Origin of the sequence: Herbiconiux daphne (genome assembly GCF_024979295.1) — a bacterium.
GTDB lineage: Bacteria > Actinomycetota > Actinomycetes > Actinomycetales > Microbacteriaceae > Herbiconiux > Herbiconiux daphnes.
The window spans coordinates 1-501 of the sequence record NZ_JANLCJ010000885.1 but is presented as its reverse complement, the minus strand read 5'-3'; the positions used below and the strand labels follow the sequence as shown (position 1 = coordinate 501).

At 45.3% G+C, this 501-nt stretch carries 1 protein-coding gene; it reads right to left on the bottom strand.

Features of this window, described 5'->3' with window-relative positions; translation table 11 throughout:
* Positions 1-269 precede the first annotated feature (269 nt).
* Positions 270-501 (bottom strand): hypothetical protein (locus N1032_RS28200; protein WP_259544063.1); only part of this gene is annotated, 232 nt, incomplete at its 5' end.

Genomic DNA, 501 nt, shown 5'->3' with positions numbered 1-501 from the left:
TGGCTCCCCGCCTTCTGAGAGGTAGTGAACATGCTAAATGAGGGAGTGTAGGAGCGGTTGAGGCTGTTACACTTTGATTTAACACTATCAGTTAATCTACGTCATGCAACGCTTAGAGTTATTAGCGTGAAGTTGACATAGGGGTGAGAGTTAAAAACTCATATCAACACTAGTAAATAGCACGTGTAGGATAGTTTTTAGTTCCAGAAAAAGTAGAGATTTACAAAAATAGACAAAAAAAGAGGGAAAGCGTTAACTTTCCCCCTGGTTTAAGCAGTCTCCCGCCTGATCTGTTGTGTTACCCTTTGCTTTAGGTGCTCCACTCTCTGTACCTTCAATGGCTCATCCGGTGCTTGTAGTAGGTCCTGGTAGGCCGTCATATGCTCCGGTGTTCTCCCCTTCTTCCTTATGAAGCCTGAGAGCGTTTCTAAGCCCTCTGATTTCCTCACCAGGCGGTTACGTCGATCAGCCTGATAACTCTTGTTGTAGGCTGCTGTACAC